We start from the raw sequence: 25439 nt of genomic DNA, 5'->3' as shown, positions 1-25439 counted from the left end.
CGGCAGGAAAGAAGCCGCCGCCTGTCCCGGCCGGGGATGCGGGCAGGGAACGGGGACTAGTTCTTGATCTCCAGAGACATTAGCATCCGCTGGACGTTGGCGAAGTCAGCACTCTCGCCGGCGTACTTTGCGGCCTGCTCAAGGGTGTCGAATGCTTTGGCGGGCGCCACTTTTTCATCGGGCGCAAAGGCCCTGACGGACACCAGGTCACCGAAGGAGTAGTCACCTTTGCCCGCGGGCCCACGGACTATATTGCGCAGTTCGCAGGCCTGCCCGTCGGGGCCGCCAACCACGTTTGTGATGCCGTAGGAGCCGAAGAACCGGTACCCCTGGATTGCCCGGAACACCACCCTGGGCGGAATGGTCCCCTCCCCGCCAGCGGCGGACAGTTCAACAGGCACGCTGCTGATCACGGTGTAGGGCCGGCGGGCGTCCTCGGGACAGTCGGCGGACGACGGCGGGAGTCCCGTCCGCAGCGCCGCCATGAAGGTCCCGTCCGGCTTTTTCACCTCGATCTTCAAGGCACCGGGCAGGGTTCCCTCCTCAGGTGGGACCGATTGCGCTATCCAGGTTTCCGGCAGTTCGAAGATCACGGTTTTTGCCGGATCGGAGAAAGTCTTCCACGCGGAGGCTGTGGCGGCAGGCTGGGCTGTCGCGGAGCCGGACGCGGCGGGCGTGGCGCCTGGGGATGCCGCGGCCGATGCCGACCCTTCCGGCGGAGCGGTGGCGGTGGCAGCGGCGCCGGAATCACCGGGCTCCGCTGTCCACTCAGGCCCGCTGTTTGACGGGGTGGAGCAGCCGGCAAGGAGTGCGCCGGCCAGGAGCACGGCGGTCCCGGGCAGGACCCCCGCCGATGCAATGCGTCTCATGCAGCCAGCCTAACGGGACGGGGCAGCGGCAAGACCTGACCGAGGGCGGCGTTTCCTGCCTGCCAGAGGCGGCCGGAGCCGGGGCAACAGCGGTGCGTGTCGCCGCCGGCGGGGCATCACCGGCCCCGGGGACTAGGCTGGTGCTATGGCGGACATCCAGCACGGCGCAGCCGAAGATCACGTGGCGGGGATCTCCGCCGTCGACATTGCTGACTGGCGGCTGCGGACCTTTGCCTTGTACGACAATGTCCGCAAACTGTCCGTGGAAAGCCCGGCAGAAGCGCATTCCTACTGGCGGCACCAGCGCGACCTTCTTTTTGCCACGCACCCCGCCTCCGCGCTGTCCGAAACGGACAAGGCGCGCTTCTCCGGCCTGAAGACGGCTGACTATGATCCCATCTACCGTTTCCACGTCCCGCTGACCAAAGAGGGTGCGGGGCGGGAGATGAGCGTGGAAACCGGAACCGACGGGGTGGTGAACTTCGTCCGCCTTGGCACGTTCGACCTCCCCGAGATGGGGCAGCTCGCCGTGTGGAAGCTGCGGGGATACGGCGGCGGCATCTTCGTGCCGTTCCGGGACGCAACCGCCGGGCAGCCCGGCGGAACCTACGGCGCCGGGCGCTACCTGCTGGACACCATCAAGGGCGCGTTCCACGGGGTCAGTGGGACGGGTCCGGGCGCCGCCTTCGTCCTGGACTTCAACTTCGCCTACAACCCCTCCTGTGCCTACAACGAGGCCTGGGCCTGCCCCCTCCCGGGTCCGTCCAACCGGCTGGCCGTGGAAATCCCGGTCGGCGAGCTGTACTGACCGCTGAGGGCAGCAGCAAGCCCCAAAGCCTTGTGGAGGATGGCTAGCCGCCGAGCGCCCGCACGCTCTCCACTGCGTGGCGGACTGCCCCCGCTGCGGTGTTGAGGTCCTCCTCCGTGACCGCGGCATCGAAGCTGAACCGGACCGCTGTCTGAGCAACCTCAGCCTCATAGCCCAGCGCCGTCAGGACAGGCGACGGGGCATCGGACCCGGCTGCGCATGCTGATCCGCTGGAGCACACCACGCCCTGCCGCTCCAGCTCCAGGAGCACGGATTCGCCGCTGGTTCCCGGGAAACAGAACGATGCCACGGACGGCAGCCGGCGGGAAGGATGCCCGGTGAGGACCGCGCCCGGCACTCCGGTGAGCACTGCGTTGATGAAGGCATCGCGCAGGGCCGCCACACGACGTCGTTGTTCCTCCTGGCGGGCCTGGGCAAGCGTCAGCGCCGTGGCCATGCCCACGGCACCTGCCACGTTTTCCGTCCCGGACCTGCGGCCCCGTTCCTGGCCGCCGCCGTGAATGAGCGGCTCGATCCTGGTGCGGCCACGGACAAAGAGCACGCCGCAGCCCTTGGGCGCCCCCACCTTGTGGCCCGAAATGCTCATGGCGTCGATGCCCAGCGTCCCGGTGTCCAGGGGCAGCCATCCCGCCGCCTGGACCGCGTCCGTGTGGAAGGGAACCCCAGCATGCCGGGCCTCCGCAGCCAGCTCGGCCACCGGCTGTACGGTCCCCACCTCATTGTTGGCGTACATGATGCTGGCCAGCGCGGTTTCCGGACGCAGGACCGCACGGAGGGCTTCCGGCGTCACCAGCCCCGTGCTGTCCACGGGGACCACGTCCACCGCGAATCCGTGGAAGCGTTCCAGGTACCGTGCGGATTCCTCCACTGCCGGATGTTCGACGGCGCTGATCACCACCCGGTTAAGCTGCGGGCCGGCAGCCTGCCGCGCCAGGGCTATGCCCTTGACGGCCAGGTTGTCCGCCTCAGTCCCGCCGGACGTAAAGATCACCTCTCCCGGCCGGCAGCCCAGGACAGCCGCCACTGAGTCCCGTGCACCGGCGAGGGCCGTGGCAGCTGATTCACCCAGGGCGTGGTGGCTGGAGGGGTTCCCGAAGTCGCCGGTCAGGTATGGCCACATGGCTTCCAGCACCTCGCGGCGGACCGGGGTGGTGGCGGCTGCATCAAGGAAAATCATGGCTTACCCGGCTGTCAGTTCCACGTCCAGGCCAAGGTCCAGGGCTGCCACCGTGTGGGTGAGCGCCCCGACGGAGATGACGTCCACGCCGGTGGCGGCGATTCCCGCGACCGTGCTGAGGTTGACGTTGCCGCTTGCTTCCACGCGGGCCCGTCCGGCCACCAGCGAAACGCCCTGGCGGAGCTCCTCCAGTGTGAAGTTGTCCAGCATGATGGTGTCCACGCCTGCTGCCAGGACGGGTTCGATCTGGTCCATGCGGTCCACCTCGACTTCGAAGTGGGTGGTGTGTCCCAGCTGGGCTTTGGCCGCCAGGAGCAGCTCCGTCAGCCTGGCGGGGTCCCCTCCGGTCATCACGGCCAGGTGGTTGTCCTTCGCCAGCACTGCGTCGGAGAGGCTGTACCGGTGGTTGGCGCCTCCCCCGCACCGCACGGCGAACCGTTCCAGGATCCGGAGGCCGGGGGTGGTTTTCCGGGTGTCGGTGATCCGGGCCTGTGTCCCTTCGGCCAGCTGGACGAACTCCGCGGTCCTGGTGGCGATCGCTGACATGCGCTGGACCAGGTTGAGGGCCACACGCTCGGCGAGCAGGACCGCGCGTGCCCGTCCGCTGACCCGCGCAAGGTGGGTGCCGGCGTCGAACCTTTCCCCGTCCGCCAGCAGCAGATCCACCGTGGTGCCGGGGTCCACCAGCTGCATGGCGTCCCGGAAGACGGTGGCACCGCTGAAGACGCCGGGCACGCGGGCGTTCAGGACCGCCGTGGCGCGGGCATCGGCGGGAATGAGCAGCTGGGAGGTGATGTCCCCCGCCGGGGCGTCTTCGGCGAAGGCGCGCTCCAGGATCTCCCGGACGGGAGCCGCCGGCAGGGCGTGGTCCAGGCCAACGGCCCTGGCTGGCACGGGTGCGATTACGGAGTTTTCAGTCACGGACAAGGCTCGCTTTCGGGCGCAGGCGGGAGTGTTCTTGGAGTTCATCAGCGATGCCGGCGGCATCTGCAGGGCTGTCGCTCCGGTAATGGGCGCCCAGGGAGGCAGTCCGCTCCCGGGCGGCAGCCACGAGCAGCTGCGCAGCGAGCAGCAGGTTGCGGTCCTCATGCTCCCGCGGGCCCGGCCCGGCGGTTACTGTTCCGGGGAGAACGACGGCGGCCCACCGGTCAAGGGTTTCCGTCGCCTCCCGCAACAGCACCCCATTCCGCAGCACCCCGGCCTTGGCAGTCATCAAGCGCCGAAGAGCATCCCGCGAGAACGGCTCACTCCCCCCACCGAAGTTGGACGGCCAGCTCCCGAACGGAGCAACTGGCTCAGCTGGCGTCCCAGTTGGAAACCCCTTCGAAGGTGCGCTTCCCTCGTCGCCTGATGGGGCTCCGGAAGCGTACGTCAAAGGGAGGCCGCCCGCGGCCGAGCTAGTACGCGGAGGAGCTCCGTCAGGCGACACCCAACCAGAGACGGCACAGGAGGAGAGGAAGTCTTCAACAGCGCGGCGGCCGAAGACGAGTCCCTCGAGGAGGGAGTTGCTGGCCAGCCGGTTTGCCCCTTGGACGCCCGTGCATGCGACTTCCCCGGCGGCGTACAGTCCGGGCATCCTGGTCCTGGCGTGGAGGTCGGTGAGGACCCCGCCCATCCAGTAGTGGGCTGCCGGGGCCACGGGGACCAGGTCCCGGGTCCAGTCGATACCGGCCGCGAGGGTCTTTTCGGTGAGGGTCGGGAACCGCCGTGCCAGGAACCCGGCTCCCCTGGCTGCCTCGATGACGCGGGCGTCCAGGTACACGTGGCCGTTGGGGTCGCCGAGCTTGGCCAGGTGCAAGGCTATGCTGCGGGAGACCACGTCGCGCGGGGCAAGCTCTGCGTCCGGATGGTAAGCCCGCATGAAGCGCTTCCCGTTGCCGTCAACAAGGACCGCCCCTTCACCGCGGACAGCTTCGGAGATCAGCAGCGGCTCGCCTGGGGCGGGACCGGCTGGCCGGACCAGGCAGGTGGGGTGGAACTGGAAGAACTCCAGGTCGGCTGTCCTGGCTCCGGCGCGGACTGCGAGCGCCAGGCCGTCGGCGGTGGCGACTGCCGGGTTGGTGGTCTGGGCGAACAGCCTGCCGGCACCTCCCGTTGCCAGCAGGACGGCGTCCCCGTGCAGTGCTGCCCTCTTCCCGTCCTGCAGGAATTCCACTCCGGTGACCGTGCCGCCGTCGTGCAGGAGGGCGGTGGCGTGGGCGCCGGTGATGACCGTCAGGACACCTGCCGCCTGCCGGGAAAGCACAGCCTGGATGAGCGCGCCGGCCACCTTCGCGCCCGTGGCGTCGCCGCCGGCGTGGAGGATGCGCGGCGCGGAGTGGGCGGCCTCCAGCCCCAGCGCCGGGTCCCCGTCCGTCTCCACGTCGAAACGCACGCCGAACCGCTGCAGTCCGGCGATGTCACTCCGGGCCTCCGTGCACATCAGCCGGACGGCCTCGGCGTTGCAGTGCCCGGCACCGGCCTGGAGCGTGTCGGTGACGTGGGCCGCAACAGTGTCACCCGGGGATGGTTCATCCAGCACGGCCGAGATCCCGCCCTGGGCGTACCAGGTGTTGCTGTGGTCCAGTCCGCCTTTCGTCAGGAGAACCACGGACGCGCCGGCGTCGGCAGCCAGCAGCGCCGCATACAGTCCGGCAATGCCGCTACCCACGACGACGAGCCGGCGGCCCGCCGGCAGCACGGGCCCGCTGGACACTCTGTCCTCGCTGGACACTCTGGCCTGGCTGGACATTACGGCCTGGCGGCGAGCATGCGCTCGAGGGCGGTCCGGGCATGGTCCTGGACGGACTCTGCCACGGTGATGCGGTTGACCACCCGGCCGGCCACCAGCTCCTCCAGCACCCAGGCCAGGTACCCCGGGTGGATGCGGTACATGGTGGAGCAGGGGCAGATCACGGGGTCCAGGCAGAAGATGGTGTGCTGCGGGTACTCCGCTGCAAGCCGGTTCACCATGTTGATCTCGGTGCCGATCGCAAAGGTGGTTGGCTCCGTGGCAGCCGCGATGGCCTTCTTGATGAAATCGGTGGAACCGGCAGAGTCGGCGGCGTCCACGACTTCCATCGGGCACTCGGGGTGGACGATCACCTGGACGCCGGGAAAGTCTTTCCTGGCATTCTCGATCTGCCCCACGTTGAAGCGCTTGTGCACCGAGCAGAATCCGTGCCACAGGATCACCCGGGAATCGAGCAGGGCCTGCGCGTTGTTACCGCCCAGTTGCCTGCGCGGGTTCCACATGGGCATCTGCTCCAGCGGCACGCCCAGGGCTTTGGCGGTATTGCGGCCCAGGTGCTGGTCGGGGAAGAACAGCACGCGCTGGGCACGCTGGAACGCCCACTCTAGGACGGTCCTGGCGTTGGATGACGTGCACACGATGCCGCCGCGCTCACCACAAAACGCCTTCAGGGCTGCGGAGGAGTTCATGTAGGTGACGGGGAGGACCGGTACCCGGCCCTCGGCGTCGGGCTCGGTGCCGAAGACCTCCTCAAGCTGTTCCCAGCATTCGGCCACGGAGTCGGCGTCGGCCATGTCCGCCATGGAGCAGCCGGCCGCCAGGTTGGGGAGGATGACTGCCTGTTCGGGCGCGGAAAGGATGTCAGCGGTTTCCGCCATGAAGTGGACGCCGCAGAAGACGATCGCTTCCGCGTCCGGCCTGGTGAGTGCGGCGTTGGCCAGCTGGAAGGAGTCGCCCACGAAGTCGGCGTACTGGATCACTTCGTCCCGCTGGTAGAAGTGCCCCAGGATGACGGCACGGTCACCGAGGGCAGCCTTTGCCGCGAGGATGCGTTCGCCCAGCTCAGCGTCGCTGGCGAGCTTGTATTCCTCCGGCAGCTGGCCCTGGCGCGGGGTGGCGGCCGGCGCAACGTCTGCGCTGGAGGCGCCGGGACCATAGGCGGGGATTCCGGCGAGCGCCTCGGCGAGGTCGTAGTCCCACGGGCCCTTGGCCAGGGCGGGGCTGCAGGTGCTGCCTTTCGCCGTCGCGCCCTGTTCCGCCTGCTCGCGCGTGATCAGCTGGATTGCTGTGTTGACGCTGCTCATAGTGTGCTCCTGTTGTCTGGGTCAAGGCCGGGCCGGCCGGTAAAGCGGTAGAGGCGTGGGGGGCGGTGCTTGCCGCCCTGGAGGTACTCGCCGGTTTCCTCTATTTCGGGGGTGGACTTCAGCTGCCTGCGGAAGTTCGCCGGATCAAGCTCACGGTCCAGCACGGCCTCATAGACCTCGCGGACCTGGGCCAGCGTGAAGTACTCCCCCAGGAGGTGGTAGGCCACGGACCCGTAGGCCAGTTTGTTGCGCAGCCTCCAGAGGGCGTAATCCACGATCGCGTTGTGGTCGAAGGCCAGCTCCCCCAGCCGGTCCGCCCGGAACCATCGGACGTTTTCCGACTCATCGGCGAGCGCGGCTTCGGTCGGCTGGACCAGGGCCCAGTACACGATCGATACCACCCGCTGGGTGGGTGAGCGGTGCAACCCACCAAATGCATACAGCTGTTCCAGGTAGCTGGGGGCGAGCCCGGTGGTCTCCCTTAGGTTCCGGGATGCGGCGTCCTGGAGGGATTCCGCGTGGCTGAGCGGTCCGCCCGGGAGCGCCCAGAGCCCCTTGAAGGGCTCCCTGATCCGGCGGACCAAAGGCAGCCAGAGCGTGGGCCGGCCGGAGCTTTCGCTGGGCCGGAGGGCAAAGATGACGGTGGAGATGGCCAGGGAGGGGGGTGCCGCCTGGCGCTCCGACACGTTTGCAGAGCTGGAGTACATGTTCCACCGCCTTCCTGGCAGCAGGGGCGCTTCGTCGGCAAGGCGCCCGGTCTAGTTATAGTCAGTTTGACCAAAACTAATTGTACGGGCACCTGCTGGGAAAATGCCAAATGTTTCTGTCCGGCCGCTACGGCTGTCCACCAACCACTCGCCCTGCGCACTCCCCTGCGCCGAATACCGCCGGCGGGACGTAGACGGTAAATTCAAGTGGTCCCACAAGGAGCCACCATCCAGACCCCAAGAAGGTTCACGGCATTATGACGACGAAGTCCACCACAGCACATCCCGAAGGACGCCGCCTGCACCCCGTCCACAGCATGAAGCCCCGGCAGCTGACCATGATGGGGCTGGGCAGCGCCATCGGTGCCGGGCTCTTCCTGGGTTCAGGCGCCGGTGTGCAGGCCGCCGGCCCGGCGGTCCTCATTTCTTACCTGGTGGCCGGCACCCTCATCATCCTGGTCATGTGGGCGCTGGGAGAGATGGCAGCCGCGAACCCCAACAGCGGAGCCTTCTCCGTCTATGCCGAACGCGCCCTGGGCAAAACTGCCGGAGCCACTATCGGCTGGCTGTGGTGGCTCCAGCTCGTGGTGGTCATCGCCGCCGAAGCCCTCGGCGCAGCCGCCCTCCTCTTCTCCGTCTGGCCCGCCTTTCCGGTCTGGGCCTTGTCGCTGGTGTTCATGGTGGTCTTCACCGGCATCAACCTTGCCGGAGTAAGGAACTTCGGGGAGTTCGAGTTCTGGTTCGCCATCCTCAAGGTGGCTGCGATCGTGCTGTTCCTTGCGGTAGGCGCCGCCCTGCTCCTGGGCCTGCTGCCGGACGTCGCCTCGCCGGCGCTCTCCAACCTCACCGCTGATTTCGCCCCGGCGGGCCTTGGCGGCATCGCCTCGGCGCTCTTTGTGGTCATCTTTGCGTTCGGCGGTACGGAGATCGTGTCGGTGGCGGCAGCGGAGACCGAAAACCCGGAACGAAGCGTGGCCAAAGCCATCCGCACTGTGGTGTGGCGCATCCTGGTCTTCTACATCGGCTCCGTCTTCGTCATCGCCGCTGTCCTGCCGGCAACCTCCCAGAGCCTGTCCTCACCCTTCGCCGGCGTCCTGGACGCCGCCCGGATCCCCGGTGCCGGCACGGCCATCACCCTGGTGGCCGTCGTCGCACTCCTGTCCGCACTGAACGCCAACCTCTACGGTGCCTCACGCATGGCCTACTCCCTCGCCCAGCGCTCGGCCGCGCCCCGCTTCCTGACGCGGCTTTACGGCGCGAACGTGCCTATGCTGGCCGTCGGGGTCTCGGTGGCGTTCGGATTCATCGCCACCGTCCTGGAACTCCTCTTTCCCGAACGGATCCTGCCGGCGCTCTTCCAGCTGGTGGGGTCCACCTGCCTGGTGGTGTGGGGAAGCGCCCTCGTGTCGCAGCTGATCCTACGGCGCCGAGCTGACCGCGCCGGCACGCCCCTGCCCCTGCGGATGAAGGGCTTCCCCGGCCTGACCATCCTGGGACTTGTGCTCCTGGCCGTCATTTTTGCCGTGGGATTCAGCGCTGAAGGCAGCCGCATCCAGCTGTTCAGCACATTTGCGCTCATCGCGGGCATCGCTCTGGCCTGTGCGCTGGGCGCCCGGCTCACTCAGCGGTCCGGCAGGTAGAGTAACGTCCAAAAGCAAGAGGCACCGAAGCGCCGGGCCTGTCCGGGCGCCGTAGTTGATGAGGACTGACACCATGAGCGGCAGGCACAGCGGCCAACAGCAGACGCATACCGTGGAGGGCACGGACCCGCAGCTCTACGTGGCGGTGCACGAGCCCGCCGCTGACGCCGGCCTTCGCCCCGTCCTGCTGGTGCACGGCTTCTCTTCGTCGAGCAAGCTCAACTGGGAGGACACCGGGTGGGTGGCAGCACTTCTCGATGCCGGGCGGCGCGTCATCACGGTGGACCTGCCCGGACACGGCCGCAGCGGCGCGCCGGAAGACCTGGATTCGTACTCCCCCAGCAGGATCCGGGCGGACCTGCTGCAAACAGCGTTCGACGCCGGCGTTCGGCCTTTGCAGGAGGGGGAACCTTCCAGCGGCCTTGACGTGGTGGGCTACTCGCTGGGTTCCCGGCTCGCCTGGGAGTTCGGCGCAACCCAGCCGGAAATCACGCACCGCCTCGTCCTGGGCGGTCCCAACATCTCCGATCCTTTGGCGGAGTTCGATCTCCGGGCCGCACAGGACTACCTGGCCGACGGCACGCCGATCGCGGACGAATCCACGGCCCAGCTGCTCAAAATGGCGCTGCTGCTGCCCAGCAACAACATCTTCGCGCTGCTCTCCCTGGTGGAGGCCGTCAAAGCCGAACCCTACGACCCTGCAGAAGCCGTGCCCCACGTCCCCATGCTCCTGGTGGCCGGTGACAAGGACGAACGGGCCGGCAGCCTGCCGCAGCTTGCCGAGCTGGCGCGGAAGGCGGGCGGGACGGCTGAACAGTTGATCCTTCCCGGCCGTAACCACACAAACGCCGTCACCAGCAGGGCATTCAAGCAGGCGGCCGTCAGGTTCCTGGCGGGCCAGGAACCTGCCTGAGGGCTTCTTTATTCCGGCCCGTTCCGGAGACGGTTCTTCAGCGGATTTTGCCGGTCTCTGGAGGCGCCCGCCGTCCCCGCAAACGGTAGGCTGAACTTTAGGCTGGACGAGCCTGGAGGGACTGATGGGCACGATTTTCGAAGACCGTACGGACGCCGGTGAACGGCTCGCTGCTGTGCTCACGCAGTTTCGGGAGCGGCCGGACACAGTGGTCCTGGGCCTGGCCCGGGGCGGTATCCCGGTAGCGGCCGCCGTCGCCAAAGCCCTCTACCTGCCCCTCGGAACAGTCCTGGTCCGGAAGCTGGGGATTCCCGGCCACGAAGAAACGGCCTACGGGGCGCTTGCGTGGGTGCGGGGCCGCACCGTCCGGCTGATCAACAAACCGCTGCTGGACCGGGTCCTCGAACACGGCGTGCACCAGGAGTGGCTGGACGCGGTGGAACAGCGGGAGCGGGCCGAGCTGCTCCGCCGCGTGGAGATCTATCCCGGAGCGGACCTGGACGTTGCGGGAAAGACCGTCCTCCTGGTCGACGACGGGCTGGCCACCGGCGCCACCATGAGGGCAGCGGTAGAAGCAGTGCGTGAGGGCGGGGCGGCCACCGTCGTGGCGGCCGCCCCGGTGGGCTCCGTGGAGGCGGAGGCGTCCGTGGAACGGGTCTGCGACGCCGTGCTGTGCCTCCACCTGCCAGGCAAGTTCCGGGCGGTGGGCAGCTTCTACCGGCACTTTGACCAGCTGTCCGACGACGAAGCGATCAGCATCCTGGAGCAGTAGCGCCGCGGGCCTCTTCTTTTCGCAGTACGGCAATAGGGGACGAGCCGCCACGGCACAGGTGCCCAGACGGCGAAGCGGGCCGGACCGCCATGGTCCGGCCCGCCGTCGTCCTGCACTGAGCGGTGGTGGGCCCCCGCCGTCCGGGTTCCCTGACTGAAGCGAAGCGAGGTCAGGGGGACGGTGGGGATTAGTGGTGGCTGACGCCGAGCGGCCGCCCCTTGGTTTCCTTGGCCAGGACCACACCAACGGCGGAGATGACGCACAGGATCATGATGTAGATGCCGATGGAGCCTGTCCACTTGGTGGCCTGCAACAGGGTCTCAGCGATGGTCGCTGCGAACGCGCCGCCCAGGATGGCGCCGAACGCGTAGCCGATGGAGATTCCCGAGTAGCGCACGTTGGCCGGGAACATCTCGGCGTACATTGCGGACATCGGTCCGTAGGACAGTCCGAGCCCAATGGTGAGGACAAACAGCGCCAGTCCGTACAGCCAGATGTTCCTGGTATCGATCAGGGCGAACATGGGAATCATCCAGGCAAAGATGATGGCGTACCCGGTCAGGAAGGTCTTGACCCTGCCGATCCGGTCCGATATCCATCCGCCCGCCAGGGTGAAGATCAGCCAGCCGAAGGAGGCAAGCGTGGTGGCCAGGAGAACCTGGGGCGTTGGCATCTGCAGCGTCCGGGTGGCGTAGGCAATGAAGAAGGCGATCAGCAGGTAGCCGGCGGCATTGTTGCCAATGAAGATCATGGTGGAGTACAGGACCGGCTTCTTGTGGTTGCGGATCAGTTCTCCCAGCGGGGCCTTGCTTTCCTTCTTCCGTGCTGCCATTTCCTGGAAGACCGGGCTTTCGGCCACGGCGCGACGAATCAGGTAACCAACAACGATGAGGACAATGGAGAGAAGGAAAGGCACCCGCCAGCCCCATGAGGTGAAATCTTCCCGCGACATGCTGGTGTTGAGCAGGAAGAGCAGCCCGGTGGCCAGGATCATGCCGATCGGCACGCCAATCTGCGGGTAGGCGCCGAACAGGCCGCGCTTGTTGAGGGGTGCGTGTTCCACCGCCATCAGGGCCGCGCCGCCCCATTCGCCTCCTGCAGAGAACCCCTGGAGGATGCGGAGGAGGATCAGCATAATTGGGGCCCACGCGCCGATCTGGGCGTAGGTCGGCAGCATGCCGATCAAGGCGGTGGCAGCACCCATCATCACCAGGGTCATCACAAGGACTGCCTTGCGTCCCAGGCGGTCGCCCAGGTGCCCGGCCACCACGGCACCGAGGGGCCGGAAGAGGAAGCTGATGCCGATCAGGGCAAACGAGAGGATCTGCGCCAGGCCGGGGTCGGACTCGTTCAGCGGTGCCAGGAACAGCGGTGACAGCAGCGTTGCCGTCAGTTGCGCGAAGATGAAGAAGTCGTACCACTCGATGGTGGTACCGACGAGGGTGCCGGCGAGGACCTTGCGTTCCTCCCGCCGGGAGCTGGGACCGGCGAGTGTGTCCACCTTGGAAGGTGTGGTCATTGAAACTCCATTGTTCAAGGCAGCAGTGCTGCCGGGACGCCTTCAGGATTACCGACAGAACGGTCAGTTAGTTAGTAGGGTACACCGAAAATGTGAGGCGGAACACGGCCTTCCGGAACTTTCTTGCGCGGTTGGCAGAAGAGGCTTGCCTCTCCGTGGCGCCCGCTGCCCGGCATCCGGCGCCCGTGGACTCCCTGAAGCCCGAGTTCTATATTTGGAATGCCGTTTCTTATTCAGGACGCGAACCCGGGTAACCGGCCCGGTCTCGGGGCGTCGCCCATACCCGCAACCTAGGATGGACACCATGAATCCCACCGCCGCAGCCCAGGCCGGAGCAGCGCCGGCGCAGGCTTCCCCCTCCCAGACCCTGTCGCGGGGAATCCGTGCCCTGGAGATCTTGGCGGCAGCGCCCGGGCCGCTCACCATCGCGGAACTGGCGGATGCCATGGGCGTGCACCGCTCGGTGGCCTACCGGATCCTCCGTACCCTGGAGGACCATTCACTCCTGGTGCGTGACGACGCCGGCCGGGTCCAGCCGGGGCCCGGGCTTGCGGTCCTCGCGCGCGGCGTTTCCCGCAACCTGCAGGCTGCCGCACTGCCGGAACTGACGCAGCTGGCCAATGCCCTGGATATGACGGCCTTCGTCGCGGTCTGGGACCACCATGACTGCATCACCCTGCTCACGGTGGAGCCCCGGCATTCCGGTGCCACTGTGGCGCAGCATCCCGGCACCCGCCACCCCATCAACGCCGGCGCGCCCGGGATCGCCATCCAGTCCGCGCTCACCGAGGCGGAATGGGACCGGCTGGCCACGGGCATCCCCTACCGCCCCGAGGCTGCCGAAGCCCGCCGCAACGGCTATTCGGCCAGCCACGATGAGGTCATTGCGGGAGTTTCCTCCCTGGCCGCGCCTGTCAGGGTTCCCGGCGGCCGCCCTGCTGCGCTGGCGGTCGTCTATATCCGCTCATCCCGTGATCCCGCGGCGGTGGGAGCCGCGCTGGTTGAGAGCGCGGCAAGGATTGAACGGCAGCTGGCCTAGGGCTTCCGACGAAGAACGACGGCGGCTCCCGCTCCCAGCAGCGCCAGCCCCGAAGCTGCGCAGACCGGGACAAGGAAGGCCGCCGCGTAGCCGTGGGTTTCGGCAAGGTGGCCGCCCAGGGAAGACCCCAGAGCCGTGCCCGCCACGATGCCGCTGGCCAGAGCCGTCATCACGGTCCCCAGACGGCCCGCAGGAGCCACAGTCCCGCCAACAGCGAAAACCGTGACCATGACCGGGCCCACCGGGAGGCCCAGGATCAGCAGCGCCGCCACCATCGCGGGCATTGAAGACGGCAGGAGCAGCAACAGGGACAGCGCAGCCATCAGCGCGGCGCACAGTACCCAGCGCCGGGCCAGGCCGAAGCTCTGCGGCCAGTACGCAACGGACAGTGCGGCCACCGCCGAGCTCAGCCCCATGACGGCATACAGCAGGCCGGCTGCCTCAGAGCCTGCAAACCCTGCCGAGAAAGAACTCAGGGCGGTCTGGGTGGAACCGAAGAACGTCCCCATGCACACCATGGCGAACACGGGCAGGGCTACCGCCGCCGGGAGCCTTGCGGCCCGTGGCTGTGGACCGGCCGGCACCTGCCCACCCCTGGCGGGCCTGCTGGGCGGAACTGCCCGGTGCGTCCGGTGTACCGCAAAGGCGGGAACGAGGGTGATGGTCAGTGCAACCGCCACTGCGAGCGGCAGCCAGGGCGCCAGCAGGCTGGCCAGGATTCCCACCAGGGCGGGGCCCAGGACAAAGGTCACCTCATCTGCGGTGCTTTCGTAGGAAAGGGCGGTGTCCAGGTCCCGTGTTTGGTCCGTGGCCGAGCCATGGGCGGCCAGGGCCATCCATCGGACCCTGGCGAGCGGACCCACCTGGGGGCAGCTGGCACCGGAGACGAAGGAGGCGACAAGGACCGCTGCGGGGACACCCGGGGATTCCGCGGTGGCCCACACAGCCAGGATCAGGGCCACCACGGCAATGCTGTTCAGGAGCGCAGCGATCAGGAGCACGGGGCGCTGTCCCCGCCGGTCGGCAAGGGACCCCAGAACCGGCGCGCCCACGGCTGAACCGATACCCACGGCGCCTGCCGCCATCCCTCCGAGCGCGTACGAGCCACTGGCTGACGTGACCAGGGTCAGCGTTCCCACCGTCAGCATGGCCAGCGGCAGCCGCGCAAACAGGCCGAGGGGTATAAAGGCGCGGCCGGCAAGAAGGGGAAGCCTGGCGAAGCGGCCGCGGGAGGCTGCCGGGGTTTTTCCCGGGGCGGGTGGAGCAGCGGCGGCCGGTGCCGGAGGCGAGGGCAACTCTCCTGCGGCGGGGCCGGCTACGTGCGTGTTGGCTGGTGAAACGGGTGAGTTCAATTCCGGGCTCGTTCATGTCGTGCGCATCGTCCCTCCTCCCGATGCGCGCAACCCGGTAACACGGCAATTATACCGGCGCTTACGTATCCGGCCCGCAGCGAAGCCCGCCGGTTGTTGTGGCCGTACGGTCATCTGGCGCCTCTGCGCCGTCAGGTCACAGCGCAGATTGGCTAGAGGACCGCCCGGTCACACCGGCACGTCCGCGCCGTCCGATATCCGGAGGGTGGAGCCGTTCCGGCCCTTGAGCACTTGGAGCTGGGCGCCGATCCGCTGCTTCATCTCTGCGACATGGCTGACCAGTCCCACCACGCGGCCGCCGTCCCGCAGCCCTTCCAGGGCGTCCATCACCTGTTCAAGGGACTGCTCGTCCAGGCTTCCGAATCCCTCATCGACAAACAGGGTTTCAATTTCCACTCCGCCTGCCTCCTGCTGGACAACGTCCGCCAGGCCAAGTGCCAGCGACAGGGAAGCCATGAACGACTCCCCGCCGGACAGGGTGGAGGTGTCCCGGCGGAACCCGGTCCACTGGTCCACCACTTCAAGTCCAAGCCCCGATTTTGCTCCGCGCGCGGCCTTGGCGTCGGTGTGCTGGAGCAGGTAGCGGCCATCGCTCATGGCCACCAGCCGTTCGGAGGCGGCCACGGCAACCTGCTCCAGGCGGGCGGCCAGGACATAGCTGTTCAGGCTCATCCGGTAGTTGTTCTCGCCCCGCCCGGCCGCAGCATCAGCCAGCCCGGCCAGCATCTGAGCCCGCTCTGCCGGCTGCCGTGCTGAGCCTGCCAGGTCTTCGTACTCAGCACGGATGCCGCGCAGCGAGGCGAGGCAGCGGGCGGCCATCCCGGCAGCCAGGTCAGCATCCCGGGCATCCTGGAGGGCCTGTGCCGCAGCTTCACGCAGGGCGTCGAGCCGTGCCCCGTCCATCTCGTAGCCCGCGGACTTCTCCTCCAGCGCCAGCAGGACGTCGTCGGACGCGAACAACTCCTCCACTCTTGCTTCCTCGTCCTGGGCTGCCCGCACCCCTGCCTCGAGCGCAGCCGCCTCATCGGCGTCGAGCAGCTGCTCACGAGCCTCACGAGCGGATGTGAAACCGGCAGCAGGCAGGGCCAGTTCCAGTTGCTCCACTGCCTCCGCTGCCTGGGCCTCCATCCTGTCGAGGTGCGCCTGCGCCTCAACCGCCTTGTTGAGCACTGTCACCGCGGTCTCCAGCGCACGCAGCCGCTGGGCCAGGCTGCGGTGGGTACCCCTCAGCCCGGCCAGCGCCTGGTCCAGGGCCGAGGATTGTTCGGACACGTCGGCAAGTGACGCCGCGGTCCGGGCCAGGTCGCCTTCGGTACCGGTGCGGGATTCCTGGGCGGCCGCCGCTGCGGTCTCGAGTTTGCCGAGCCGCAGCCTGACTGCTTCCAGTTCCTTAACTGCCCCATCGGCGTCGGCGGCTGCCCGGCGCGCACCCTCCGCCGCGCTAAGGGCCTCGTCCTCCGCGGTGTCCCCGCCCTGCCCGGCGAGGACCGCCACCAGCTGGCTGGCCTCCCCCAGCTCGCGGGCCACCCGGGCAAAGGCGGCTTCCGCTGCTTCGTGGACCAGCCGGGCTTCTTCCTCTTCCTGGGCAAGTTCCGGGCCACCGGAGCTCCCCGCGGCCGGGGCGGGATGGTCCGGGCTGCCGCAGACGGGGCATTGTTCCCCGTGGACCAGCTTGGCAGCCAGCTCGGCAGCGGCATTGGCCAGCCGCTGCTCCCTCAGGTCCAGCCAGCGGCGTTTCGCCTCCAGCTGCCGGTCACGGCATTCGTCATGGCGGACCTTCACCAGGTCCCGGGCTGCAACGGCGGAGCCGTAGCGCCTGACCACGTCCAGCAGTTCCTCCGCTGCTGCAGCTTCCTTCCGGCGCAGGGCCGCAGTGGCCGCATGGTGTTCCAGGTCCTGCAGCCCGTCCTGGAGACGGCTCCGCTCGTCCGTCAGATCCTTGGCGCGCTTGCCGACTTGTTCCAGGTCCGCGGCAAGTTCCTCATGCTTCCCTAGCAGGCTGCTGTGGCGCTTCCGAAGGGCCTGCAGCCGGTCCTCGTCGGGCAGCCTGGCCTCGACCACGGCCAGGAGGGAGCGCAGCCGGCCCAGCTCGGTTGCAGCTCCAGCGGCAGGTCTTGCGGCATCCGCGACGGGGCCTGGCGCTAAGTGGAGTTCCAGCTCCGCCAGTTCGGGGTCCTCCCCAGCAGCCAGGCTGAGAAGGGTGAAGGCCGACTCCACGGCGGTAGCGGCGCTCCGGGCTTTGGCGGCACTGGCATCAACGTTCCGCAGCTGCCCCTGCAGGACCTCGGCCTTCCGGTGCCGGGCCAGCCGGAGGAGATGATCGCCAAGCAGCTGCGCGCCCTGCTCCACCGCCAGTTTCCGGGCTGCGGCGGAATCGAGCTTCCGGCGCCGGTCGGCGCGAAGTGTTTCGGCTTCAACTGCGTTCCTGCATTCGGTGCTGGCGGCCCCGGCCCGTCCTGCCTGCGCCGTCAGCTCCTCACGGCGGGCGGCCACCGCTTCCTCCAGCCAGCCGAGCCGCGCCTCGGTGTTCTCCGGGGAGGGAGCGCTGGAGCTGTCTAGGCTGAGGCGCGCAGCCTCGGCCTCCGCGCGGGCTGCCAGGAGTTCGAGCCGGCCCGCAAGGTGGGACACCTCATCCTTTGCTGCCTGCGCCTGGCGGGACAGCTCCTGCTCCACCGATTCAAACCGCTCGGTACCGAACAGCTTTTGCAGGAGTTCCAGCCGGTCCGTGGCCTTGGAACGCAGGAACGCGGCAAAATCTCCCTGCGGCAGCATCACCACGCGGGTGAACTGCTCGCGGTCCATGCCCAGCAGCGCCAGAATCTCAGCGCCTGCCTCGTCATTCCGGGCGGACTTGTCCGTCCAGGTCCCCCCTGTCCGTTCACGCAGCAGGGTCTTGGCCTGCTGGGTGGTAAAGCCGTTCTTCCCCCGGGCGCTCGGTTTGTCCCAGGCCGGGGACCGTGTCACTTCAAAGCGGCGTCCCTGGGCCGAGAACTCGCAGGTCACGGCGGGTTCCTGCGCCGGGTCCGCATGGTCGCTGCGGAGCCGCTTACCGTCCTGGCGGGCTCCCGGAACGGAACCGTAGAGGGCAAAGCAGATGGCATCCAGGACACTGGTTTTCCCGGCACCCGTGGGGCCGTTGAGCAGGAAGAGGCCGTGTGCGCTGAGCCGGTCGAAATCAATCTCCTCGGTGCCGGCGAAAGGGCCGAACCCCGAAATCTGCAGGCGGTGGATCCTCATCGGGAAGCCTCCAGGAGGCGGACGTTCTCCAGCGCGGCTGCGAGCGCCGCTTTTTCGGCGTCATCGGGGACCCTGCCCCGCACGTGTTCCAGGAAGCCGCAGCATACCGAGAGGTCGTCGGGTGCCTCGGCGAGCCTGCTGCTGTAGCTGGAAGCGGCCGCCGGGGTTCCACCCTCGGGGTCGAAGCCGAGGACCAGCGTGTCCGGGAACCGGGAACGGAGCCGTTCCATGGCCCGGGCTGGACGCTGGGCGTCTGTCAGCGTGACCTGGCAGTAGGCTGCTTCGGCCCACTGGTGCTCGGGCAGCTGAAGCAGCTCTTCCAGCGGACCGCGCAGCACGGCCAGCGCCCGGGGCGCTTCCCACAGGACTTCCTGCACGGAGCTGACACCTTCAGCTCCAACCTCCACGAGCCAGCCGCCCTTCCGGTGCGTGGCTTCGGAAAAGGAATACGCCAACGGCGAGCCGGAATACCGGACCTGCGGCGACAGGGCCTGGCGGCCATGCAGGTGGCCCAGCGCGGTGTAGCTAAAGCCATCGAAGAGGTCCAGCGGTACGGCTCCGACGCCGCCGATGCTGAGGTCGCGTTCGCTGTCCGAGCTGATCCCGCCGCTGGCAAACGTGTGCGCCAGGACCACGGAGTGGACGGCGGCGGACGCTGAACGCCGTTCGACATCCTCCCGGATCAGCGCTGTTGCCGCCCGGGTGACCTCGAAGTGGCTGGCAGTCTCCACCCCGAGCTGTTCGGCGACAAGACGGGGCTCGAGCCACGGTATGCCGTAGATGGCCAGCACAGCGTCAGCTGGGTGGCCGTCAGGGGCATCGTCCAGGGGCATCAACAGCGGCTGGTCCAGGCTCTCGACCCTGGTCCGGAGATGGACTCCCCCGCGTTCCAGGAGGCGGGAGGCGAAACCCAGGCGGATGGCGGAATCATGGTTGCCGCTGGTCAGCACCACCTGCGCGCCCGCAGCTGTCAGGCGGACCAGTGCATCATCCAGCAGGCGCACCACATCGACTCCGGGAAGGGCACGGTCATAGACGTCCCCGGCCACCAGGACGACGTCGACGCCGTGTTCAGTAACCGTGCGAACCAACTGATCAACGAAATCCCGTTGGGCATCGAGCATGCCAACGCCGTGGAAGGACCGCCCCAGGTGCCAGTCCGATGTATGTAGTAGCCGCATGTTTCTAAGCTATCGGCTGCCACTGACAGCAGGCGCAACCGCCGCGTTCACCGTCAGCCCCGTTTGCCGTCAAAGAATTCCTGGGCTTCGCTGGATCCGGGTTCGGCCGTTTCGGCGGGCTCCCCTGCCTCATTGGCTTCTCCGGTCCCGGCCTGCACAACGGCACCGGCAACGGCACCGGTACCAGCAGCTCCGATGCTCCGGAAGACCAGCCCGGCAATTGCAGCCCCCAAGAGCGGGGCGGCCAGGAATACCCAGAGCTGCCCCAGGGCCCAGCCCGAACTGAACACCGCAGACGCAACAGCGCGGGCAGGGTTGAACGGCAGGTTCCCTACCGACTGGCCCAGCTGCAGCAGCACCGCAAAGGTCAGGCCCACGGCCACGGGGGCCGCAGACCGGCTGCCCCCGTCCCGGGTGTCCCTGCCGGACGTGCCCAGGAAGACCGCGACGACAATAGCGGCTCCGAGCATTTCAAGGAGCAGCACTGCCGCCAGCGGCGCCTGGATGATGGAGTGTTCGCCGAAGCCGGCAGTCACGGTGTCAAAAGCGGTGCGGCCGTCCGCGATGCCCGGCAGGGTGCGCAGGATCCCGTAAAGCGCGAGGGCTCCTGCGAGTCCCCCCGCCAGCTGGGCGCACACATAGGCGGCCGCAGCTCCGGCCCTGATCCGGCCCGCCACAAGGTGCCCCAACGTGATGGCGGGGTTGAAGTGGCCGCCCGAAACGTGCGCGAACGCCAGCATCGCGGCGGTCACGGCCAGGCCCGCGGCGAGTGCCGCGGGAAGGGGGCTGGAATCCGGAATGGTGAACAGGGGCACGCCAAGGCCGGCCACCACGATGAACAAGGTGCCGAACGCCTCGGCCCCCAGCCTGGGCAGGAGCCCCGGCCGGGCGGCCTCCGGGCCGCTGGGCACCAGGACGTCGTGGGGGGCGGGTACGGGGGAACTCATGGCGGGACCCTTTGGTAGGCAGAAGATGGCGGTGCTGCCGCCGGACAACCCGTCCATTATTCCAGCCGACGCTGGACGTTTGCTGGTGCAGCGTATTTTGCGGAATGCCGGGGGTGGGCGCGCGTCCCGGCATCGCCGGAGGCCGCGGTAAATTTACAGCATGAGCATTGAACCCGGCCCGTCCGTGCCCGCCCTGAAATCCCGCATCCATGGCTGCCTGCTGGGCGGCGCGCTGGGCGATTCCCTGGGCTACGCCGTCGGCGCGGGGTCGGTTGAGGAGATCCCGAGCCGCTCCGGCGAGCTTGGCATCACCGCATTCGGCCCCATGCCCGGCACGTTCTCCGACGAAACCCAGCTGACGCTCTACACGGTGGACGGGCTGGTTGAGGCCCTGGAATGGGCGAATTCGGGCGTGGGCGCGGATGTGAACGCCTGCCTGTGGCTCGCCTACCTCCGGTGGCTGGCCACCCAGGGGGAAGCCGCTCCGGCGTCGGCCCCCACACCGCAGCCCCGGTGGATTGACGGGCACGCTGTGCTCCGCCAGCGGCGGAACCCCAGCACAACCTGCATTTCCGGGCTGGCAACGGGTGAAATGGGCACCTCGGTCCGCCCCGTGAACCCCGAATCGAAAGACTGGGGCACCGTGGTGCGGTCAGCACCGTTCGGGCTGATCCCGCACATTGCGCCCGACGCCGTCTACAAGCTGAGTGCCGACGCCGCCTGCCTGACGCACGGGCACCCCGCGGCGCGCCAGGCTTCCGGAATCTTCAGCCTGCTGGTTCACCGGCTGGTTTCGGGTGAAGCCCTGCCGGAGGCCGCCTCCGCCGTAACCGCCCACGCCCACACCCTGGGGGGTGTGGCTGAAGAATTGCCGGAACGCCTGGAAGCCGCGCTCTCACTCGCCGCGAGGGGCGGAACCACGCCGGAGGAACTCACCGAGGCGCTCGGTGAGGGCCGGACCGCCGAGGACGCCCTCGCCGTCGCGCTTTACGCCGTGCTCGCAACTGTCCCCGGCACGGGGACGGCTGGCGCAGGGACGGACGACGACGGCACGGACACCCTGCCCGTCCGTCACTTCCGGGAGGCGGTGTCCCTGGCGGTGAGCCATGGCGGGCGAAGCGATGCCACCGGTTCCCTGGCCGGGAACATCCTGGGTGCCTACTACGGCGAGGAGTGCCTGCCCGCAGACTGGCTGGAGTCGCTGGAGGCGCCTGAGGCAATCCGCGGCATGGCCGGTTTGCTGGTGGCCGTCACGACCGCCGAAGGCTGATGTTGTTGCACGCCTCGCAGACGTCCTCCGGGATCAGTCCGCGGCGCTGCAGGAAACCGAAGACCACGCATCCCAGGCAGAATCCGGCGAAGGCTTCAAGTGACGCCGCGACGATCAGGACGCCCAGCACCGCCCACGCCGCAGGGGCCGCTCCGGCCACGAACAGGGCAAGGGCTGCTGTGGAGACGGCCGCCCCCATGCCCTGCGCAAAGCGCTTGGGCGGTCCGGGCACCAGTTTCACCCGTCCCAGCCACGGGGTGATGACCTTGACGGACACCAGTGCCAGCGGCGAAATCCTCGGTCCGAAGAGCACGCGCAGCCAGAATCCGGCGGCGATGGCCAGCAGGCCCCACCCGGAGCCGACGGCAAGCGTGACAACCGCGAGTGCCACCACCAGTCCGGCAGTGACGCGGGCAGCGTACTCGTTGACCGGATTCGGGAAGGCGAACAGAGAACTCATGTGCCAAGGCTAGGGAGCGCTGGGTACCGGGGCAAAGGTTTGTTGCGCCCTGTGAAGAAGCTGCCGGACCGGGGGCCTCAGGCGATGGCTGCTGCCGCGAAGTCGCCCACCATCTGCAGGAACTCGCCTTCGGACAGTACTTCGATGGGCTGGCCGCGGTCATGAAGCTCCAGGACGCGCCGGGCTTTGCCGGTCAGCCGGCCGGAGCGGAGGTCGGAGGCAACAAAGCCGTCCCCCACCACCAGGACGGTGGTGCGCCCGGTCACCCGGCTCTCCGGCCGGGCGCCGACGTCGGCAGAGCGCCTTTTGGCTTCCGGGCGCCCTATGGACAGCTCCCCGGTGAAGACGACGGTCTGGCCGTACAGGGGGTGGCCCGGCTCGGCGTCGGGGTTGGGGAGCGGGTTGGCTCCCTCCTCCGGCCAGCCCGCCTGGAAGGGCCGGAGCGGCGCAGCCGTGCCGCCGCCGGCAGCGGCAAGGGCCGCGATGCTGGACTTGGACAGCCCGTCCGTGGCCGGGTCGAAAGCCTGCTGGCGCGGCATCACCAGCCCCAGCGACAGGTAGAGTTCGGCGATGCTGTTGGCCTGGTTCCGCCGGGCTATGTCGATCAGGATTCCCGCGCACGCCCGGGCGTCCTCGGCGGCGTCGTGGTGCTTCACCAACGGCACGCCGGCTTCCTCGGCGGCGAACGGCAGGGAGTTGGACACCAGCGAATAGCACCGCCGGGAAAGCATCACGGTGCACACATAGTCATAGGCGGGCCCCGGCAGGCCGGAGACCTCCAGGCCCGACCGGATCACGCCCAGGTCGAAGGCGGCATTGTGCGCGGCGAGGATGTCGTCGCCAATGAAGGCGCCGATTTCGGGGAAGAGTTCCCCGAAGCGGGGGTGCCCGGCCACGTCGTCAGCCCGGATGCCGTGGATCCGGACGTTGTGGTAGTCGAAGTGGTCGTGGTTCGGCGGAGGCCGCATCAGCCATGACGCCTCGTCCACGATCTGCCCGCCCCGTACTTTGGTCAGGCCAACCGCGCAGGGGGAGCCCCGGAAGCCGTTCGCAGTTTCAAAGTCGATCGCCGTAAAGTCCAAACCCACGGCCCAACCTTACCGCCGGACTGCTGTCCCTCCGTGCAGGCACAGCTCTGTCAAGTACCCTTGAGGGGTGAACTTTCCTGTGATGAATGACCTCGCCGTGTCCATGCTGGGCGGGGCAGGACCGGTGCAGCCCCAGCTCGCATCCTTCCTGCCCGACTGGCTGAACCCCCAGGTCTTCCTGGCCGATCCCGCCCTGGCGCCGTGGGTGGTGCTGCTCGTCTGCGGCATCGTCTTCGCGGAGACCGGGCTGCTGGTGGGCTTCTTCCTGCCCGGTGATTCCTTGCTGTTCACAGCCGGGCTCCTGGTGGCCACGGACACCATCAAGTTCAACGTGTGGGTCTTCGCGCTGCTGATCATGATTTCGGCCATCGTGGGCAACCAGACCGGCTACCTCATCGGGTCGAAGGCCGGGCCCGCCATCTTCAACAAACCCAACTCGCGCCTGTTCAAGCGGGAAAACGTGGAGAACGCGCACGCCTTCTTCGAAAAGCACGGCGGCAAGGCATTGATCCTGGCGCGCTTCGTCCCCATCATCAGGACTTTCGTCCCCGTCATCGTGGGCGTCGCCCAGATGAACAAAAAGAAGTTCTTCCTCTTCAACGTCATCGGCGCAGTGCTGTGGGGCGGCGGCGTGACGCTCCTGGGGTACCTGCTGGGCGACCGTATCCCGTGGGTCCGTGACAACCTGGACATCATCTTCATCGCGATCGTCCTGGTGTCCGTCCTGCCCATCGGCGTGGAGGTCCTCCGCGGCCTGTCCGCCAAGCGCCAGGCGAAGGCCTACGGTACCGACCCCGTGGAGGAGTTCATCGAGGAGCACGCCCCCGAGGACGAGCAGAAGACCCCCCGCCTCCCGTAATGTGCCCCTAAACCATCAAAGGTGTGCTCCCCGCCGCGGCGGGGAGCACACCTTTTTGGTTCACCGGCAACTGTTAAACCTCTGCGTCTGTCAGGCCTCTGCCCGGCGCAGCGCCTCAACGATGGCCGGCAGCAACGCGCGGAAGGCCTTGCCGCGGTGGCTGATGGCGTTCTTTTCCTCCGCGGACAGCTCGGCGCAGCTGCGGTCCTCCCCCGCCGGCTGCAGCACGGGATCGTAGCCGAAGCCTCCGCTGCCCCGCGGCTCGCGGAGCAGCACGCCCTCCAGCTGTCCGTACTCCACCACCTCGTGGCCGGGCCTGCCGTCCGTGTCCGGCACAGCCAGCGCCGCCGCGCAGACAAAGGCCGCACCCCGGTGGATGTCCGGCACGTCTGAGAGCTGGCTGAGCAGGAGCCGCAGGTTGGCGGCATCGTCGCCGTGAGTGCCGGCCCACCGGGCCGAAAAGATCCCCGGCGCTCCGCCCATCACGTCCACCGCAAGGCCGGAGTCGTCGGCAATGGCCGCCAGGCCGGTGGCCTCCGCAACGGCGCGCGCCTTCAGCAGCGAATTTTCGGCAAAGGTCACGCCGGTTTCGACGACGTCAGGGGCACCTGCCGCTGCCGCGTCCACCACCTGGGTGTCGACGTCGAGCCCCGGGACCTGTCCCCGCAGCAGCTCGCGGAGCTCCCGCAGCTTGCCCTTGTTGTGGGTTGCCAGGACCAGGCGGGGTACAGCTCCGCCGGCCGGGTTCACAGCGTGTCCGCCAGGGTCTCCCGCTGGATGGCGGCGAGCTGCGTGGTGCCCAGCAGCGCCAGGTCCAGGAGCTGGTCCAGCTCGGCCCGGTCAAAGGGTGCGCCCTCGGCCGTTCCCTGCACTTCCACGAACTTTCCCGAGCCGGTCACCACAACGTTCATGTCGGTTTCGGCCCGGACGTCCTCGACATACGGCAGGTCCAGCATGGGCACGCCGTCGATGATGCCCACGGACACGGCGGCAATGGTGTCGATCAGGGGCTGGGCATTTTTTGCGATCAGCTTGTTGTCGCGGGCGAAGCGGATGGCGTCTGCGAGCGCGACATAGGCGCCGGTGATGGCCGCCGTGCGCGTGCCGCCGTCCGCCTGGAGGACGTCGCAGTCCAGCACGATGGTGTTTTCGCCCAGGGCCTTGGTGTCGATGATCGAGCGCAGCGAACGCCCAATGAGCCGCGAGATTTCGTGGGTGCGGCCGCCGATCTTGCCTTTGACGGATTCGCGGTCGGAGCGGGTGTTGGTGGCCCGGGGCAGCATGGCGTACTCGGCGGTGACCCAGCCGCGGCCTTCCCCCTTGAGCCAGCGCGGTACGCCTGCTGTCAGGGACGCGGTGCACAGGACCCGGGTGTTGCCGAACTCGATCAGGGCGGATCCCTCGGCCTGGGTGGACCATCCGCGGGTGATGCTGATGGGCCGGAGCTGGTCGGGGGCGCGGCCGTCGGCGCGCACGATGGGTACTGCAGTTGCTTCAGAAGTCATGCCTTTAGCTTATCGACTGCAC

At 68.2% G+C, this 25439-nt stretch carries 22 protein-coding genes; 7 read left to right on the top strand and 15 right to left on the bottom strand.

What is annotated here, in order from left to right; all coding sequences use genetic code 11:
- Positions 1-56: 56 nt before the first annotated feature.
- Positions 57-869, bottom strand: coding sequence for a hypothetical protein (locus AC6CHP_RS04030; protein WP_498228254.1), 813 nt, complete (start codon positions 867-869; stop codon positions 57-59).
- Positions 870-1014: 145 nt separating this feature from the next.
- Here AC6CHP_RS04030 and AC6CHP_RS04025 point away from each other — a divergent pair, with 145 nt between their 5' ends.
- Complete coding sequence (locus AC6CHP_RS04025) at positions 1015-1677, top strand: DUF1684 domain-containing protein (RefSeq protein WP_104184871.1); 663 nt, start codon at positions 1015-1017, stop codon at positions 1675-1677.
- Between the two features lie 43 nt (positions 1678-1720).
- On the opposite strand, the gene AC6CHP_RS04020 is transcribed toward AC6CHP_RS04025, so the two are convergent.
- Genes AC6CHP_RS04020 through AC6CHP_RS04000 form a run of 5 tightly spaced genes read right to left on the bottom strand, consistent with a single transcriptional unit; the run spans position 1721 to position 7617 of the window.
- Positions 1721-2875, bottom strand: coding sequence for a cysteine desulfurase family protein (locus tag AC6CHP_RS04020; RefSeq protein ID WP_188727952.1), 1155 nt, complete (start codon positions 2873-2875; stop codon positions 1721-1723).
- A 3-nt stretch (positions 2876-2878) separates the two neighbouring features.
- Complete coding sequence (gene nadC, locus AC6CHP_RS04015) at positions 2879-3796, bottom strand: carboxylating nicotinate-nucleotide diphosphorylase (RefSeq protein WP_498228253.1); 918 nt, start codon at positions 3794-3796, stop codon at positions 2879-2881.
- Positions 3789-5588 (bottom strand): L-aspartate oxidase, encoded by a 1800-nt coding sequence (nadB, locus tag AC6CHP_RS04010; RefSeq protein ID WP_498228252.1) that lies wholly within the window; start codon positions 5586-5588, stop codon positions 3789-3791. Before nadB ends, nadC begins: the two co-directional genes overlap by 8 nt.
- Before the next feature lie 17 nt (positions 5589-5605).
- Complete coding sequence (nadA, locus tag AC6CHP_RS04005) at positions 5606-6910, bottom strand: quinolinate synthase NadA (protein WP_498228251.1); 1305 nt, start codon at positions 6908-6910, stop codon at positions 5606-5608.
- On the bottom strand, positions 6907-7617 hold the full coding sequence (locus AC6CHP_RS04000) for an NUDIX hydrolase (RefSeq protein WP_174178087.1): 711 nt from the start codon (positions 7615-7617) through the stop codon (positions 6907-6909). Before AC6CHP_RS04000 ends, nadA begins: the two co-directional genes overlap by 4 nt.
- Positions 7618-7874: 257 nt before the next feature.
- On the opposite strand from AC6CHP_RS04000, the gene AC6CHP_RS03995 reads away from it, so the two are divergent.
- From AC6CHP_RS03995 to AC6CHP_RS03985, 3 genes are all read left to right on the top strand, one after another.
- Positions 7875-9257: an amino acid permease gene (locus AC6CHP_RS03995; protein WP_498228250.1), complete on the top strand. Its 1383-nt coding sequence runs from the start codon at positions 7875-7877 to the stop codon at positions 9255-9257.
- Between the two features lie 73 nt (positions 9258-9330).
- Positions 9331-10170, top strand: a complete 840-nt coding sequence (locus tag AC6CHP_RS03990; protein WP_377193272.1) for an alpha/beta fold hydrolase — start codon at positions 9331-9333, stop codon at positions 10168-10170.
- Positions 10171-10294: 124 nt separating this feature from the next.
- Entirely contained in the window at positions 10295-10942 is a 648-nt protein-coding gene (locus AC6CHP_RS03985; protein ID WP_188727940.1) for a phosphoribosyltransferase, read from the top strand.
- Positions 10943-11129: 187 nt separating this feature from the next.
- Here AC6CHP_RS03985 and AC6CHP_RS03980 read toward each other — a convergent pair whose 3' ends face one another.
- On the bottom strand, positions 11130-12461 hold the full coding sequence (locus AC6CHP_RS03980; RefSeq protein ID WP_188727938.1) for an MFS transporter: 1332 nt from the start codon (positions 12459-12461) through the stop codon (positions 11130-11132).
- Positions 12462-12765: 304 nt separating this feature from the next.
- Between AC6CHP_RS03980 and AC6CHP_RS03975 the strand changes: the two genes are divergently transcribed.
- On the top strand, positions 12766-13500 hold the full coding sequence (locus tag AC6CHP_RS03975) for an IclR family transcriptional regulator (RefSeq protein WP_188727937.1): 735 nt from the start codon (positions 12766-12768) through the stop codon (positions 13498-13500).
- Here AC6CHP_RS03975 and AC6CHP_RS03970 read toward each other — a convergent pair.
- The 4 genes from AC6CHP_RS03970 to AC6CHP_RS03955 all read right to left on the bottom strand — a co-directional run bounded on the left by AC6CHP_RS03970 (position 13497) and on the right by AC6CHP_RS03955 (position 20235).
- The gene (locus AC6CHP_RS03970) at positions 13497-14795 is read right to left on the bottom strand and encodes an MFS transporter (protein WP_498228249.1); all 1299 of its coding nucleotides are present in this window, start codon (positions 14793-14795) and stop codon (positions 13497-13499) included. The two genes, AC6CHP_RS03975 and AC6CHP_RS03970, sit on opposite strands and share 4 nt — an antisense overlap.
- Before the next feature lie 243 nt (positions 14796-15038).
- Positions 15039-18107: an AAA family ATPase gene (locus AC6CHP_RS03965; protein WP_498228248.1), complete on the bottom strand. Its 3069-nt coding sequence runs from the start codon at positions 18105-18107 to the stop codon at positions 15039-15041.
- Complete coding sequence (locus AC6CHP_RS03960) at positions 18104-19288, bottom strand: exonuclease SbcCD subunit D (RefSeq protein ID WP_498228247.1); 1185 nt, start codon at positions 19286-19288, stop codon at positions 18104-18106. Before AC6CHP_RS03960 ends, AC6CHP_RS03965 begins: the two co-directional genes overlap by 4 nt.
- A 53-nt stretch (positions 19289-19341) precedes the next feature.
- Positions 19342-20235, bottom strand: coding sequence for an aquaporin (locus AC6CHP_RS03955; protein ID WP_498228246.1), 894 nt, complete (start codon positions 20233-20235; stop codon positions 19342-19344).
- Between the two features lie 160 nt (positions 20236-20395).
- On the opposite strand from AC6CHP_RS03955, the gene AC6CHP_RS03950 reads away from it, so the two are divergent.
- Positions 20396-21505 carry an ADP-ribosylglycohydrolase family protein gene (locus AC6CHP_RS03950; protein WP_498228245.1) on the top strand — a complete coding sequence of 370 codons (1110 nt, stop codon included), beginning with the start codon at positions 20396-20398 and terminating at the stop codon, positions 21503-21505.
- Here the strand turns inward: AC6CHP_RS03950 and AC6CHP_RS03945 are convergent.
- Positions 21486-21965: a DUF4395 domain-containing protein gene (locus tag AC6CHP_RS03945; protein ID WP_377193286.1), complete on the bottom strand. Its 480-nt coding sequence runs from the start codon at positions 21963-21965 to the stop codon at positions 21486-21488. The genes AC6CHP_RS03950 and AC6CHP_RS03945 overlap by 20 nt on opposite strands.
- Before the next feature lie 77 nt (positions 21966-22042).
- Positions 22043-23053, bottom strand: coding sequence for a 3'-5' exonuclease (locus AC6CHP_RS03940; protein WP_188727923.1), 1011 nt, complete (start codon positions 23051-23053; stop codon positions 22043-22045).
- 82 nt (positions 23054-23135) lie between these two features.
- On the opposite strand from AC6CHP_RS03940, the gene AC6CHP_RS03935 reads away from it, so the two are divergent.
- A complete protein-coding gene (locus tag AC6CHP_RS03935; RefSeq protein WP_104184887.1) occupies positions 23136-23912 on the top strand; it encodes a VTT domain-containing protein in 777 nt (258 codons plus the stop codon).
- A 90-nt stretch (positions 23913-24002) separates the two neighbouring features.
- Here AC6CHP_RS03935 and rdgB read toward each other — a convergent pair whose 3' ends face one another.
- A complete protein-coding gene (rdgB, locus tag AC6CHP_RS03930) occupies positions 24003-24662 on the bottom strand; it encodes an RdgB/HAM1 family non-canonical purine NTP pyrophosphatase (RefSeq protein WP_498228244.1) in 660 nt (219 codons plus the stop codon).
- A complete protein-coding gene (rph, locus tag AC6CHP_RS03925) occupies positions 24659-25417 on the bottom strand; it encodes a ribonuclease PH (RefSeq protein ID WP_104184889.1) in 759 nt (252 codons plus the stop codon). Before rph ends, rdgB begins: the two co-directional genes overlap by 4 nt.
- Positions 25418-25439: the final 22 nt, after the last annotated feature.

The sequence above is a fragment of the Pseudarthrobacter sp. GQ63 genome (assembly GCF_059758765.1).
This window is presented reverse-complemented; position numbering and strand designations above follow the sequence as displayed.

Coding starts and splice junctions, on each gene's coding strand:
- AC6CHP_RS04025 (WP_104184871.1), top strand. CDS start 1,015: ATGGCGGACATCCAGCACGGCGCAGCCGAAGATCACGTGGCGGGGATC.
- AC6CHP_RS03935 (WP_104184887.1), top strand. CDS start 23,136: ATGAATGACCTCGCCGTGTCCATGCTGGGCGGGGCAGGACCGGTGCAG.
- AC6CHP_RS04020 (WP_188727952.1), bottom strand. CDS start 2,875: ATGATTTTCCTTGATGCAGCCGCCACCACCCCGGTCCGCCGCGAGGTG.
- AC6CHP_RS03980 (WP_188727938.1), bottom strand. CDS start 12,461: ATGACCACACCTTCCAAGGTGGACACACTCGCCGGTCCCAGCTCCCGG.
- AC6CHP_RS03945 (WP_377193286.1), bottom strand. CDS start 21,965: ATGAGTTCTCTGTTCGCCTTCCCGAATCCGGTCAACGAGTACGCTGCC.
- AC6CHP_RS03960 (WP_498228247.1), bottom strand. CDS start 19,288: ATGCGGCTACTACATACATCGGACTGGCACCTGGGGCGGTCCTTCCAC.
- AC6CHP_RS03965 (WP_498228248.1), bottom strand. CDS start 18,107: ATGAGGATCCACCGCCTGCAGATTTCGGGGTTCGGCCCTTTCGCCGGC.
- AC6CHP_RS04030 (WP_498228254.1), bottom strand. CDS start 869: ATGAGACGCATTGCATCGGCGGGGGTCCTGCCCGGGACCGCCGTGCTC.
- AC6CHP_RS03985 (WP_188727940.1), top strand. CDS start 10,295: ATGGGCACGATTTTCGAAGACCGTACGGACGCCGGTGAACGGCTCGCT.
- AC6CHP_RS04000 (WP_174178087.1), bottom strand. CDS start 7,617: ATGTACTCCAGCTCTGCAAACGTGTCGGAGCGCCAGGCGGCACCCCCC.
- AC6CHP_RS03990 (WP_377193272.1), top strand. CDS start 9,331: ATGAGCGGCAGGCACAGCGGCCAACAGCAGACGCATACCGTGGAGGGC.
- rph (WP_104184889.1), bottom strand. CDS start 25,417: ATGACTTCTGAAGCAACTGCAGTACCCATCGTGCGCGCCGACGGCCGC.
- AC6CHP_RS03975 (WP_188727937.1), top strand. CDS start 12,766: ATGAATCCCACCGCCGCAGCCCAGGCCGGAGCAGCGCCGGCGCAGGCT.
- AC6CHP_RS03955 (WP_498228246.1), bottom strand. CDS start 20,235: ATGAGTTCCCCCGTACCCGCCCCCCACGACGTCCTGGTGCCCAGCGGC.
- AC6CHP_RS03950 (WP_498228245.1), top strand. CDS start 20,396: ATGAGCATTGAACCCGGCCCGTCCGTGCCCGCCCTGAAATCCCGCATC.
- nadA (WP_498228251.1), bottom strand. CDS start 6,910: ATGAGCAGCGTCAACACAGCAATCCAGCTGATCACGCGCGAGCAGGCG.
- AC6CHP_RS03995 (WP_498228250.1), top strand. CDS start 7,875: ATGACGACGAAGTCCACCACAGCACATCCCGAAGGACGCCGCCTGCAC.